Annotated in this window: 12 protein-coding genes and 2 riboswitches; all 12 genes read left to right on the top strand. The window is 43.3% G+C overall.

Going from position 1 to position 13,475, the window contains the following annotated elements:
• The first annotated feature begins 61 nt into the window (after nucleotides 1-61).
• The 12 genes from mneS (at nucleotide 62) to AC0OMU_RS10900 (ending at nucleotide 13,285) form a co-directional block, all read left to right on the top strand.
• On the top strand, nucleotides 62-934 hold the full coding sequence (mneS, locus tag AC0OMU_RS10845) for a manganese transporter MneS (protein ID WP_015382984.1): 873 nt from the start codon (nucleotides 62-64) through the stop codon (nucleotides 932-934).
• A 150-nt stretch (nucleotides 935-1,084) separates the two neighbouring features.
• Nucleotides 1,085-2,047, top strand: a complete 963-nt coding sequence (locus AC0OMU_RS10850; protein WP_251218264.1) for an AAA family ATPase — start codon at nucleotides 1,085-1,087, stop codon at nucleotides 2,045-2,047.
• Nucleotides 2,047-3,243, top strand: coding sequence for a DUF58 domain-containing protein (locus tag AC0OMU_RS10855; protein WP_474241174.1), 1,197 nt, complete (start codon nucleotides 2,047-2,049; stop codon nucleotides 3,241-3,243). Before AC0OMU_RS10850 ends, AC0OMU_RS10855 begins: the two co-directional genes overlap by 1 nt.
• A 21-nt stretch (nucleotides 3,244-3,264) precedes the next feature.
• Nucleotides 3,265-5,478, top strand: a complete 2,214-nt coding sequence (locus AC0OMU_RS10860) for a DUF4129 domain-containing transglutaminase family protein (RefSeq protein ID WP_327844114.1) — start codon at nucleotides 3,265-3,267, stop codon at nucleotides 5,476-5,478.
• Between the two features lie 162 nt (nucleotides 5,479-5,640).
• Nucleotides 5,641-7,182: a glutamine-hydrolyzing GMP synthase gene (guaA, locus tag AC0OMU_RS10865; RefSeq protein WP_003233970.1), complete on the top strand. Its 1,542-nt coding sequence runs from the start codon at nucleotides 5,641-5,643 to the stop codon at nucleotides 7,180-7,182.
• A 110-nt stretch (nucleotides 7,183-7,292) separates the two neighbouring features.
• On the top strand, nucleotides 7,293-7,826 hold the full coding sequence (locus AC0OMU_RS10870) for a sigma-70 family RNA polymerase sigma factor (RefSeq protein ID WP_327844115.1): 534 nt from the start codon (nucleotides 7,293-7,295) through the stop codon (nucleotides 7,824-7,826).
• The gene (locus tag AC0OMU_RS10875; RefSeq protein ID WP_474241175.1) at nucleotides 7,808-9,268 is read left to right on the top strand and encodes a DUF4179 domain-containing protein; all 1,461 of its coding nucleotides are present in this window, start codon (nucleotides 7,808-7,810) and stop codon (nucleotides 9,266-9,268) included. The genes AC0OMU_RS10870 and AC0OMU_RS10875 overlap by 19 nt, the downstream gene beginning before the upstream one ends.
• Before the next feature lie 152 nt (nucleotides 9,269-9,420).
• Nucleotides 9,421-9,522: riboswitch (purine riboswitch) on the top strand.
• 135 nt (nucleotides 9,523-9,657) lie between these two features.
• Nucleotides 9,658-10,980, top strand: a complete 1,323-nt coding sequence (gene pbuG, locus AC0OMU_RS10880) for a hypoxanthine/guanine permease PbuG (protein ID WP_063335611.1) — start codon at nucleotides 9,658-9,660, stop codon at nucleotides 10,978-10,980.
• A 210-nt stretch (nucleotides 10,981-11,190) separates the two neighbouring features.
• Nucleotides 11,191-11,994, top strand: a complete 804-nt coding sequence (locus tag AC0OMU_RS10885; protein WP_047182204.1) for a hypothetical protein — start codon at nucleotides 11,191-11,193, stop codon at nucleotides 11,992-11,994.
• Nucleotides 11,995-12,152: 158 nt separating this feature from the next.
• Nucleotides 12,153-12,320, top strand: a complete 168-nt coding sequence (locus AC0OMU_RS10890) for a Fur-regulated basic protein FbpA (protein WP_474241176.1) — start codon at nucleotides 12,153-12,155, stop codon at nucleotides 12,318-12,320.
• Between the two features lie 213 nt (nucleotides 12,321-12,533).
• Complete coding sequence (locus tag AC0OMU_RS10895; protein ID WP_015482896.1) at nucleotides 12,534-13,088, top strand: DUF2179 domain-containing protein; 555 nt, start codon at nucleotides 12,534-12,536, stop codon at nucleotides 13,086-13,088.
• Nucleotides 13,088-13,285, top strand: coding sequence for an NETI motif-containing protein (locus tag AC0OMU_RS10900; RefSeq protein WP_003219403.1), 198 nt, complete (start codon nucleotides 13,088-13,090; stop codon nucleotides 13,283-13,285). The genes AC0OMU_RS10895 and AC0OMU_RS10900 overlap by 1 nt, the downstream gene beginning before the upstream one ends.
• A gap of 79 nt (nucleotides 13,286-13,364) precedes the next feature.
• A riboswitch (purine riboswitch) is annotated at nucleotides 13,365-13,466 on the top strand.
• Nucleotides 13,467-13,475: the final 9 nt, after the last annotated feature.

The raw sequence follows: 13,475 nt of genomic DNA on the forward strand, positions 1-13,475 counted from the left end.
CCACTGCGGTTCAGCTTTGTAAGATAATAATAGCCAAATGTGAGCGGGGAGGAGGTTTTGTATGGAGAGATATGATGAACTGAAAAAGGGAGAATCCGGAGCGCTGGTCAGCATTGCCGCGTATCTTGTTCTTTCCGCAATTAAACTGATCATCGGTTATCTTTTTCACTCGGAAGCACTTACGGCAGACGGGTTAAATAACACAACTGACATTATTGCTTCTGTTGCTGTGCTGATTGGCCTGCGCATCTCTCAAAAGCCTCCTGACGAAGATCATCCATACGGCCACTTTCGAGCGGAAACGATTGCATCGCTTATCGCATCGTTTATTATGATGGTTGTCGGACTGCAAGTGCTGTTCAGCGCCGGAGAATCTATTTTTTCTGCTAAACAAGAGACGCCGGATATGATTGCGGCTTGGACGGCAGCGGGCGGGGCAGTCCTGATGCTGATCGTTTACCGGTACAATAAAAGGCTGGCCAAAAAGGTGAAGAGCCAGGCGCTCCTTGCTGCGGCTGCTGATAATAAATCAGACGCATTCGTCAGTATCGGCACATTTATCGGCATTGTGGCTGCTCAATTCCATCTTGCTTGGATTGATACGGTCACTGCGTTTGTGATCGGTCTGCTTATTTGCAAGACCGCATGGGATATTTTTAAAGAGTCATCTCACTCTTTGACAGATGGATTCGACATAAAGGACATTTCTGCTTATAAACAGACAATCGAAAAAATCTCCGGTGTGAGCCGTTTAAAAGACATAAAAGCAAGATACTTGGGCAGTACGGTTCATGTTGATGTGGTGGTTGAGGTATCGGCAGATTTAAATATTACGGAAAGCCACGATATAGCCAATGAAATTGAGCGGAGAATGAAGGAGGAGCATGCGATTGATTATTCGCATGTTCATATGGAGCCTTTAGAACACAAATAATTGAGCTTCCTGCCACAGGAAGCTTTTTTGTGTGTTTTGGCCAGCTTTATTGGAAACAATTTGCTAGAATCGTTTTTTTATACAGATTGCTTTTTGTGGTAAAGTTAGGTTACATTATGATGAATTTTGTAGATGACTAGGAGGAAAAGAATGGCATATCAAGAAGACCTGCATCCTTTGCTGGGGAAAGCAGTTGAACATATTAATAGAGTAATGGTTGGAAAACGAGACATCGCCATACTCAGCTTAGCAGCCCTTCTTGCCAAAGGGCATGTGCTGCTTGAGGATGTACCCGGAGTCGGAAAAACGATGATGGTCCGCGCGCTGGCAAAGTCAATCGGCGCTGATTTCAAAAGAATCCAATTCACTCCGGATTTGCTGCCATCTGATGTAACAGGGGTATCTATCTATAATGCGAAAACGATGGAATTTGAATATCGTCCCGGCCCGATTATGGGAAATATCGTGCTGGCTGATGAAATCAACCGTACCTCTCCGAAGACACAGTCGGCTTTGCTCGAAGCGATGGAAGAGGGAAGCGTCACGGTAGATGGCCATACGATGCAGCTTGCCGCTCCGTTTTTTGTGATGGCAACGCAAAACCCGGTCGAATATGAAGGAACCTATCCTTTGCCTGAAGCTCAGCTTGACCGTTTTTTATTCAAACTTCGGATGGGTTATCCGTCCTTTAATGAAGAGCTTGACGTCTTATCTCTTCAGGAAAAAAGCCATCCGATTGAGACGCTTGAGCCGGTCATTGCAAAAGAAGACTTCATCCGTTTACAGAGGGAAGTGCAAAATGTCCGTGCTGATGACAGCATTAAGGAATATATCGTTGAAATCGTGCAGAAAACGAGACAGCATCCTTCTGTTCAATTAGGCGTCAGTCCGCGCGGCTCAATCGCCCTCATGAAAGCGGCACAGGCATACGCGCTGCTGCATCATCGCGACTATGTCATCCCGGATGATATTCAATATTTAGCTCCTTTCACGCTGCCGCACCGGATGATGCTTCATCCTGAGGCAAAATTTGAAGGGATTCAGGCAGAAGCGATCGTAAGGGAGATCATGTCAGCTGTGAAGGTGCCGATTCAAAGGTCGTCGGTCCGCTGATGAATAAGAAATGGCAATGGCTCGTTTATGGTTGGAAGCTGATTATATTAACTTTATTGACGGCTGCTGTTTTTTCTTATGCGATGTTTCAGGGCGGCTTTGTCAGCTGGTTTTTGTTTTACGCGTTTCTCCCTTTTGTCTTGTATGCCGGGCTGCTGGCCTTGTATCCGCTCCGTTCTTTTCAGGTTTCAAGGCAAATGGATAAAACACAATTGCATGCGGGGGACAGGCTGGGCGTAACGGTTACGCTGAGAAGAAAGCTGCCGTTTCCGCTGATGTATATGGTAATTGAAGATTGCCTGCCAGAAGGAATTGAGTCCTTCAACCGAGACGGAGCCGCGGCCAAACGGCTCGTTTTTCCTTGGTTTAAACGGAGCATGACGATGTCGTATGAATTAGCTCGGGTACCGCGCGGAGAGCATCACTTTCATTCTGTCAGGGTGCGAACCGGGGATGTTCTTGGCTTGATTGAAAAAACAGCATTTTTTGAGCTGGATGATACCCTGTTTGTTTATCCATTCTTTCAGCGTTTTTCCTATCAGGTGAATGAGAGGCATCAGGAAGAGGGTGTAAGCGGTTCTTCTCCTATTCATCAGCACCATTCCTCAGTCGCAGCAAGTGTGCGGAATTATCAGCCGGGAGACCGGTTTGCTGCGTTAGATTGGAAGACTTCTGCACGGCGGAGCCAGCTGATGACGAAGGAATTTGAGCCTTCTCGCAGCAAAAATCTATTTCTGCTGATGGACCGTTTTTCCTCAGAAGCATTCGAAGAGGTCGTTTCAGTGACAGCTTCGATTCTTCATTCTGTTTTAAAAAACGGCGCGGGCGCTGGCTTGGCTTCCATCGGGAAGGAAAAAAACATTTTCCCTATTCAGGAAGGGGATCAGCATTTTAAGTATATGCTTCGGCATTTAGCCATCGCTCATTGTGATGCGGCAGACCCGATAAGCCGACATGCACGGGAAGAGCTGGGAAAGCCATCTGTTCGCCAAGCTGATCAAGTTGTTGTCACGGGACAGTTAACGGAAGATATGCTGCACCTCGCAGAAATAGGAGGCGGCCGGGTTACGGTGATACTGGCAAAAGAGAAAGATGCTGAGCTCTCTCAAGCTGAAAATGTCATGATTGAACGCATGATGAAACGCCAAATCAGAGTTCGGGTCATGAGGGGCGGGCGAGTTTCGCGTGTTGTTTAGAAAGAGAGGTGACTGGTTCACATGCCGCACGATGATCAGAAGGGAAGCCGTTTGAGCTTGCTGTTATTTTATTTTCTGGCTTTTTTATTGCTGTGGGAGTGGCTCAGGCCGCTTGACAGTTTTACTGAAACGAAACATACAGGCTTTTTTAGTGTCTTTATCGGCTTGACGTTTCTGCTGACTTTTTTCAGGATGAGGTGGTTTGTCACCGTTCCTTTTTGTGTCATATTTACATTGATCTCGATACACCTCCTGTTTTATCAAGGATCTATATTCGACTTGAGCTGGGTCAGCTCTTTTTTGCAGGATGTCTATCTGAATATCACGCTGATTCAATCTGGGCAATGGAATGACATGATTCCTTCATTTCGGACCCTGCTGTTTTTTGTGCTGCTGTGGCTGCTGGTCTATCTCCTGCATTATTGGGTGATTTACCAGAGAAGAATTTTGTTTTTCTTTTTGATGACAGTAGCGTATATTACGATTCTTGATACCTTTACGCCATATGATGCCACTTTTGCCGTCATCCGTATCGTGCTGATCGGCTTCTTTATGCTGGGCCTTTTATACTTGGAACGCATTAAGCTGATGGAAAGAATCACACTGCCAAAAACATCTGTCCTGAAATGGTTTCTTCCTTTATCTGTATTGGTTTTGGCTGCAACGGGATTCGGACTCGCCGCTCCAAAATCAGAGCCGGCCTGGCCTGATCCGGTGCCTTTTCTTAAAAAAATCACTCATCAAGACCGCGTGTCTGCAGGGGAAAGCAAAATCGGATACGGGAATCATGATGAATCACTCGGCGGCCCGTTCCAGCAGGATGCTACACCTGTTTTTACATGGCAGGGAAAAGAGCGTACGTATTTCCGTGTGGAAACGAAGGACACGTATACCGGAAAAGGCTGGATTGAAACAGACACAGGCATGTCGTATCAGCTTAGCAATGGAAAAGTTGAAAATCTGTGGTTTGACCATAAGGTTGCGACAGAGCGCCGCACCGTCCGTGTAAAAATCGATAAGCACTACGGGTATAACCATCTGATGTATCCGATTGGTGCGGAAACCATTCAGCCAAAGCAGGCTGTCTCACTTGAAATGAACGGCAACACGGAGCAAATTTCTCCGATCAGTGAACAAGCCGGTGAAATCAGAAATATGGGGAATTATACTGTAGCGTACAATTCCCCGGTCTATAAGCTGGATGAACTGAGAAAGGTAAAAGTGAGAAAAAACAGTGAGGAGTACACATTCAGCGATCGCTACATGCAGCTTCCAGATTCACTGCCAGAGCGGGTGAGAACCCTTGCGGTCAAACTGACTCAGGATCACGACAATATGTTTGATAAGGTGAAAGCGGTTGAGGACTATTTAGGGTCAAATGCGTTCACATATGAAACAGAAAACGTGACCATTCCGAAGAATGATGAAGATTATGTCGATCAATTTCTCTTTGAAACGAAAATGGGTTATTGTGATAACTTTTCTTCCGCCATGGTGGTGCTCTTGCGCTCGGCCGGGATTCCGGCCCGCTGGGTAAAGGGTTATACGTCCGGCGAATACAAAGAAGCAGGAAACAAAAATGGCAGCATCTACGAAGTGACAAATAACAATGCCCATTCCTGGGTAGAGGTGTATTTCCCGGAACAGGGCTGGGTTACATTTGAGCCGACTAAAGGGTTTACAAATCCGGCTGAATTTACTTCTTCTGACACAAAGGACTCCGGCAGCGATAACAGCAGCTCGCCGAAGAAAGCAAAAGAGAAACAGAAAGAAGAGAAAAAACAGCCGCAAAAAGAGGAAAAACAAAAGGAAAAGCGGGAGCCAGCTGTTTCTAAAAAGCCGTCCGCTTCGCATACCAATGCCGGTGCGGGCTTGTATGCAGCGCTTGCGGTTCTTGCAGTCCTCCTGGTGGCAGCTGTATTGCTGTATGTTTTCCGCTCATTATGGATTCCTGTTTTCGCCGTGAGGAAATTGAAGCGGCGCAGCGATCAGCACGCGTTTTTTGAGGCATATGACGCGCTGCTGAAACAACTGAAGAGAAAAGGGCTGCCGAAACGAGGCAGTGAAACGCTGCGTGATTATGCAAAACGAATCGATGAAAAATACGACATAGAAGACATGTCAAAGCTGACATTAAGCTATGAAAGGGCGCTTTACAGAAATGAAGATTCTTCAGCGCTTTGGAATGATTCCAGAGAGTTATGGGAAAATTTAATTAAAAGAAGATGGTCTTGACCGCTTATCAACGTGTTGTTAGAATTAGTGAATATTATCGGAGTCTGGGAGCGAGTTGGCCTGACTCCGGCAAACGGCCTTGCCAAAGAGGGCGGAGCGAGCTTCATATCTGTCCTCGTTTTTTTCTGTGTCAAAAAACTTAGAGGAGATTAGGTGACAACCATGACAAAGTTAGTGAATGAAATGATTCTTGTCCTTGATTTCGGCAGTCAGTATAACCAGCTGATTACACGCCGTATCCGTGAATTCGGTGTATACAGCGAGCTGCATCCACATACATTGACGGCTGAAGAAATTAAAAAAATGAATCCAAAAGGAATTATTTTATCCGGCGGTCCAAACAGTGTGTATGATGAAAACTCTTTCCGCTGTGACGAGAAAATCTTCGAGCTTGATATTCCTGTTTTGGGAATTTGCTACGGCATGCAGCTGATGACTCATTACCTTGGCGGTAAAGTTGAAGCGGCAAGCCAGCGTGAATACGGAAAAGCAAACATCCGCATCGAAGGCACACCTGATTTGTTCAAAGATCTTCCAAACGAACAAGTGGTTTGGATGAGCCACGGCGATTTGGTTGTAGAAGTTCCTGAAGGCTTCACTGTTGACGCGACAAGCCATCACTGCCCGAACTCAGCAATGAGCAAAGCGGACAAAAAATGGTATGGCGTTCAGTTCCACCCGGAAGTGCGCCACTCTGAATACGGCAATGATCTTCTGAAAAACTTTGTATTCGGTGTTTGCGAATGCGAAGGCGAATGGTCAATGGAGAACTTTATCGAAATCGAAATGCAAAAAATCCGTGAAACGGTCGGAGACAAACAGGTTCTTTGCGCGCTAAGCGGCGGCGTTGATTCCTCTGTTGTTGCTGTTTTGATTCATAAAGCGATCGGCGACCAGCTGACTTGTATCTTTGTAGACCATGGTCTTCTCCGTAAAGGCGAAGCTGAGGGTGTTATGAAAACATTCAGCGAAGGCTTTAACATGAATGTGATTAAAGTAGACGCAAAAGATCGATTCTTAAACAAACTAAAAGGCGTTTCTGATCCTGAACAAAAACGCAAAATCATCGGTAATGAATTCATTTACGTGTTTGATGATGAAGCGGACAAGCTCAAAGGCATCGACTACCTTGCACAAGGTACGCTTTACACAGATATCATCGAGAGCGGTACAGCAACGGCGCAAACGATCAAATCTCACCACAATGTCGGCGGACTTCCTGAAGACATGCAGTTTGAGCTGATCGAGCCGTTAAATACGCTCTTCAAAGACGAAGTGCGCGCGCTTGGCACAGAGCTCGGCATTCCGGATGAAATCGTATGGCGTCAGCCGTTCCCAGGACCGGGCCTCGGAATCCGTGTTCTTGGCGAAGTAACAGAAGAAAAACTTGAAATCGTTCGTGAATCAGATGCAATCTTGCGTGAAGAAATTGCAAATCACGGCTTAGAGCGTGATATCTGGCAATACTTCACTGTTCTTCCTGACATCCGCAGCGTTGGTGTTATGGGTGACGCAAGAACATATGATTACACAATCGGAATCCGTGCCGTTACATCAATCGACGGCATGACATCTGACTGGGCGCGTATCCCGTGGGATGTGCTTGAAGTCATTTCGACACGTATCGTAAACGAAGTGAAGCACATTAACCGCGTGGTGTACGATATTACAAGTAAGCCGCCTGCGACGATTGAGTGGGAATAAGTAAATAACAATGAGAAAAACGTCCCTTTTTCAAAAGGGGCGTTTTTTTTGTTAACTTTTTGAAACCGTTTCGACAGTTTTCGTATCTAACAACATAGGAGGTGGATAAGGTGAAGGAAGACAGATTGATTACAAAGGCGAGAAAAGGAAATGCACGGGCCTTTGAAAAACTTATGCTGGCACATCAGGAGACTTTATATAAAACAGCTTATCTCTATTTAAGAAATAAAGAAGATGCACTTGATGCTGTACAGGAAACAGCTTATAAAGCTTTTATCAGTATAGAAAAACTAAAAGAGCCAAAGTATTTTTTAACGTGGCTCACCCGAATTCTTATTAATTCAATTTTTGCAATGAAGAAAAAGAAGGGGGAATTAGTTCCGTTTGAAAGCCATCATGACACTGGCACGGACCAAAGGAATATTGAAGAATATATAGACTTGCGCAATGCGCTGGATACACTTGATGAACATGTTCAGTTAACAATTCAGCTCTATTATTTTCAAGATTATTCGATTTCAATGATAGCTGAACAAACAGGAATGGCAGAAGGCACAATTAAAACCCATTTACATAGAGCGAGAAAAGCATTGAAACAGGAGCTGGAAAAGGAGGATCAAAACAAATGGACAAACACCAAATGAAGCAGATATTTGATGACATTGAAGTGCCAAAGAAAGCACTCAAAAAGGCAATACATCAAGCTGTCGTTCGTGCTGAAAATGAAAGTAACACAAGGCGCCGTTTTAAATGGGCACGAACTATTACAAATGGAATGGCTATTGCTGCTGTGGTATGTATATTGTATTTATCATCTGGTCTTTTTCTGCCTTCTGTAAACAAAGCGATGGGAAGCATACCCGTTGTCGGACAAATTTATAAGGATTTTCAAGATAAAGTTGGTCTATCATTGTTTAAAAGCAATTTGGTCACAGCTTTAAATGAAAAAGCAGAGTCCAGGGGAATCACTGTTTCTGTAAACAGCTCCTATTACGATGCCGGACAGCTTGTTTATAACTTCACTGTTGATAACTTCCAGTCAGATGAAAAAGAGATCATGTATGATGTCGACGAAACGAGTTATAACGACAACTTTTCAATCAACTACGATTCCTTAATGCTTAAAAAATTAAATAACAAGCAATACGCAGGACAATTAAGGATTTATACAAATGGTACTGAAATAAAAAATGGGGAAACCGTGCCCTTTGTAATTACTCATATCAATGAAATACAGGGAAATTGGAGATTCAAACTGCCTATTACCAAAAAGAATGCGGGTTATTTAGAAAGCTCAAAAGTTATATCGGCTTATCATAATCGTTATCAATTTTCCAATATTCAAGTGGAAAACGGGAAACTTGGATCTGTCCTTCAATTTACAATCGATTATCAAGGCATAGCAAAGCATGATACGGTTGAAATTAACGAAGTTAAAGATGATTTAGGAAACACATATGAGATGTCAGAGTCAAACATCGAACTTGGAGATCGCATAAAGGTAAACGAGAGAACGGTAAGAGCAAAAGGACAAACACAGTTAGAATCACCAATTAATCCAAAGGCGAAAAAGCTAACATTAATTGCAGATATTAGATCTGAGGCTGAGGGTAGTGAAATAGTCCCGCTAAATGCAGGGATGCCGTATCGTCTTTCTGAAACAAAACATCAAAACATAGGGGTTGAAATCGAGAACATTAAACAAGAAGGGAGGAAAGTATTGGTTCATTACCGCTTCACAGGAGTTAATACTTCAAGTATGTCAAAAGATGACTTAGTAAATATAGGTGAAATGATTGGCCTTGGTGATATGAAAAAAATGCAATCATGGTCTGATCCAATGGCCTATTATGAAGAAGGTTATTATTTGAAATGGAATAAAGCTGAAGTGCAAAATATGGACACAGCAGAAATGCTATCTACTTTTGAACTGGATGATGCCTATCTTGATAAGTTGTCTTTAAAGCATTTTGAGTTTAATGAATACGGTCTGTATATTGATAAAGGCGTTTTAAATGACCTGATTCAACTAGAGCCGTTCTCGTTTACTGTACCAGTGCATCAAGTGAGTCAGCCTTCAAAATAAAATCATCATAAGATGAAAAGCCGTATGAAATCATACATACGGTTTTTATCATTGTTACCAATTTAGTCAATAGACGAATAAACCAATTTTTTTAATAAGTAATGTTCGTTGTTTATATTGTCAATTCAAAATGAAGTTGGTACAATAGACACAGAAATCAAATAAGATGAATTCGTATAATCGCGGGAATATGGCTCGCAAGTCTCTACCAAGCTACCGTAAATGGCTTGACTACGTAAACATTTCTTTCGTTTGATATAAATAAAACACGTTTATTTATTCGAACTGAAATCCGACTGTAGTCAAGCGTCCCAAAATGTATTGGGGCGCTTTTTATTTGGCGTTTTCAGGACAGAATAAATAGCAAAGAGTGAAGGGAGTCAAATAGCTTGAAAACGTTTTTTCAGTTTGATGAGCTGGGCACCAGCTATCGCAATGAAATCATTGGCGGATTAACGACTTTTTTATCTATGGCATATATTCTGTTCGTCAATCCGATTACGCTTGCTTTGGAGAGCGTGAAAGATTTTCCGGAGGCGCTGAGAATTGACCAGGGTGCGGTCTTTACGGCGACAGCGCTGGCGTCTGCAGCAGGCTGTATCTTAATGGGAGTAATAGCGAGATATCCGATTGCCATCGCGCCGGGTATGGGGCTGAACGCGTTTTTTGCGTTTTCTGTTGTCCTTGGTATGGGCATTTCATGGCAGGCAGCTTTGTCTGGTGTTTTTATTTCAGGTCTTATTTTCGTTGCTCTTTCTTTAACAGGTTTTCGTGAAAAAATCATTAACGCCATTCCGCCTGAGCTGAAATTGGCAGTCGGTGCGGGGATCGGCCTGTTTATTACATTCGTTGGTTTGCAAGGCTCAGGAATCATTACTGCAAATCCTTCTACGCTCGTCACGATCGGAAATATTCACAGCGGTCCTGTGCTGTTAACGATTTTCGGTGTGATTGTCACGGTTATTTTAATGGTGCTTCGCGTGAACGCAGGCGTGTTTATCGGGATGCTGTTAACAGCGGTTGCCGGCATGATTTTCGGTTTGGTTCCGGTTCCGACTCAAATTGTCGGCAGTGTGCCGAGCCTTGCGCCGACTTTCGGACAAGCGTGGATTCACCTCCCGGATATTTTCTCCGTACAAATGCTGATCGTTATTTTAACATTCTTGTTTGTCGGATTTTTTGATACAGCTGGTACACTTGTTGCTGTGGCGACACAAGCTGGTTTAATGAAGGAAAATAAATTGCCGCGTGCGGGCCGTGCGCTTTTAGCTGATTCATCTTCTATTGTGATCGGTGCCGTGCTTGGTACGTCTACAACAACTTCTTATGTGGAATCAAGCTCAGGTGTCGCTGCTGGTGCCCGTTCAGGGTTTGCCGCAATTGTAACAGGGATTCTCTTTTTACTGGCTACGTTTTTCTCGCCGCTCCTATCAGTCGTTACATCAAATGTAACAGCTCCGGCGCTTATTATTGTTGGTGCATTGATGGTGGCGCCGCTTGGCAAAATCGCTTGGGATAAGTTCGAAGTGGCCGTTCCTGCTTTCCTTACCATGATCATGATGCCGTTAACGTACAGCATCGCGACTGGTATTGCCATCGGATTTATTTTCTATCCGATTACAATGGTGTGCAAAGGAAAAGCAAAAGAGGTTCATCCAATCATGTACGGGCTGTTTGTCGTATTTATCCTGTACTTTATCTTCTTAAAATAAGAATTGAAAAACCAGCTGCACCGGCAGCTGGTTTTTTTGTTGCAAAAGATAAAACCATTTCATACGATATACCGTCATGTAGATGTGCCGCCATGCTTTACTTAAATGGAAATGACTTGACTGTTCAGGAAGGCTTCGGTACCTTATATAAGTGTTTTATTTTCTTGCTGAATGGTATTCCGCCGTATTTTTTTGATAGGAGTTGCTGACATGACGGAAGAAAGAAAAGAAACGTTTGAAGAAGAAATTAACCAGAGTGAAAGAATAGATGCAGATGAAGAACCGCTATCGAGAATGTCCAGAAAGGCGAGCCGGCAAAGCAAGCAGAAGCAAAAACAAAAGCAGAAACCGCGCCAGGAACGCGGTGAATCAACTGTTAAAGACAAGCTTGCGTCTGTTTGGGCGGCCATCAACAGATATTGCGGTTTTGCGTTCTCGATTTTAAAATCACCGGCGAAAACTGTCGTAACGGATGGTTTTTCTCATTATAAGTACGGTCTGATTTCAATGCTTATATTCAGTATCATTTTTTCAATTGGGAATTGGTTTCAGTTAAAGGCAAGCTGGAATCGGCCGCTCGGTTTCGGAGAACGCCATCATGCTTTCTATGACGGGTTTTTAGTTGTTCTTGTGTATCTGCTGATCTTTTTCGCGGTAATGGTCTTTGCTATATGGGCTGTCTCCCGCTATATGATGAAGCAGAAGGTGACGTTCAGAGAAGCGGCTGCCGTATTGGGTTCATTGCTTGTACCGATAATTGCTGTTTCAATCCTTTGGCTGATCTTTGCGATCGTGAATGTCCCAATGCTGACAGTACTGTTTACGGTGCTGATCTTGTTTTCCATCTTTTTTATCATCGCGCTGTATGTACAGCGTGTGTACCAGGCGGCACAAGATGCACCAATTGATTATATCTATTGTGTATTTGCAGTGGTTGCGATAGCGCTGCTGTTTACGGCAGTGACTTGGCCGTTTATTTCTGAATATTTTACGGCATCGCTGATTCCGCTTTAATGAAAAAACCGGCTAATCCTAGCCGGTTTTTTTATGTCACACTTTTTACAAATATATCTAAAAAACATAGTTGATTTGTAGGAATAACCCGTGTATGATGGGGAAAATGCTGAAAACGTCCAGCGCAAAAACCTTTATGTTTAAGGAGGATGATGGACATGGCTGATGTGCTTCGCCGAGCAATTAAACAAAAGAAGCAATTTTTAAAAACCAAATTACTGCTCTCGGAATTTTATCAAGGAAGAGGGGAACAGCTTTCTGACTACACGCTGAGTGAGCTTGAGAAAGAATACAAGTCCCTTCAGAAAATGAAAAAAGAGATCTGACAATAGATATAGAGAGGTGAGTCTGCTGAAAAGCGGGCTTTTTTGTTTTGATTTTGAAAAGGCGAGAAAGAGGGTAAACTACTACTGTTCAACGCATAAAAGCATGTCGAAATATTTTGCTTAAGCTTACGGGCGAAGCTGATTGTAAACGGCTCATTTCTCTAGTAGAATATGAATGCTTTGTGCAAGCTGAAGAGTAGGGGGATGAATAAAATGATGCAAACCATCTTATCAAATGGGATAGCCATGGTTCTCATAATTCTCATTATTAATATTGTCTATGTGTCATTTTTTACGATAAGAATGATTTTAACGCTGAAAGGACAGCGTTATTTAGCGGCCGGCATCAGTACGATTGAAATACTGGTTTATGTGACAGGGCTGAGTCTGGTGCTCGATAACTTAGACCAGATTCAAAATGTGATCGCGTACGCGCTCGGTTACGGTCTTGGCGTAATTGTCGGCATGAAAATAGAAGAAAAATTAGCGCTTGGCTATATTATGGTCAATGTGATTACGAAGGAGCTCGATCTTGATCTTCCGAAGCAGCTCCGTGAAAAAGGCTACGGCGTGACAAATTGGGTGGCAGGCGGGCTTGAAGGCGACCGCACAGCCCTTCAGATCCTGACGCCGAGAAAATATGAACTCCAGCTATATGATACGATTAAAACACTTGATTCAAAAGCCTTTATTATTGCGTACGAACCAAAAACAATCCACGGCGGCTTCTGGGTCAAAGCGGTGAAGAAGAGGAGAATTAAAGAATAATGGCAAAGCCGAAGAAGAAAAAGTTTGAAGTGACAGAGCAGCAAACGATTGATGCGGTGCTTCAGCAAATGAAAGAAGAAGGATATCTGCCTGTAAGGCGAATGGAAGAGCCTATTTTTATGGAAAAAAAGGAAAATGGGTCAATTCAGATCGTTCCGTGCGGGAAAAAAATCGTATTTGAAGGGAAATTGATCTAAAACACGAACATTAGTAGAATGAATTTTTGTATCGTTCGATAATATCGTTGACATTATCCATGTCCGTTGTTAAGATAAACATGAAATCAAAACACGACCTCATATAATCTTGGGAATATGGCCCATAAGTTTCTACCCGGCAACCGTAAATTGCCGGACTATGCAGGAAAGTGATCGATAAAACTGACAT

This window comes from Bacillus sp. FAU18 (genome assembly GCF_056033885.1).